Here is a 293-nt window from a genome sequence, read left to right as displayed (position 1 = left end):
TGAGTCATCCCTGACCCCTTGAGGGTCCTAAAGGGCCGTTGGAGACCACAACGTTGATAGGTGGGGTGTGTAAGCGTAGCGATACGTTGAGCTAACCCATACTAATTACCCGTGAGGCTTAACCATACAACACCCAAGAAGTGTTCAGAGACTTGTAGCAGATACCGAGAACGAATAACTAAATCAGCTTTTTCAGATTGAAGATTTTTGCCTGGCGGCAATAGCGCAGTGGAACCACCTGACCCCATGCCGAACTCAGAAGTGAAACGCTGTAGCGCCGATGGTAGTGTGGC

2 rRNA genes are annotated in these 293 nt (G+C 49.8%); both read left to right on the top strand.

The features are described from left to right. Positions 1-126, top strand: a 23S ribosomal RNA gene (locus tag J9889_RS21600); the annotation flags it as partial. An 84-nt stretch (positions 127-210) separates the two neighbouring features. Beyond that, positions 211-293: ribosomal RNA gene (rrf, locus tag J9889_RS21595) — 5S ribosomal RNA — on the top strand; the annotation flags it as partial.

Source organism: Aeromonas sp. PrichA-15, from assembly GCF_017939245.1.
Classification (GTDB): domain Bacteria; phylum Pseudomonadota; class Gammaproteobacteria; order Enterobacterales; family Aeromonadaceae; genus Aeromonas; species Aeromonas caviae.
Note: the sequence above shows the minus strand (reverse complement) of the source record. Positions and strands in the feature narration are given on the sequence as shown.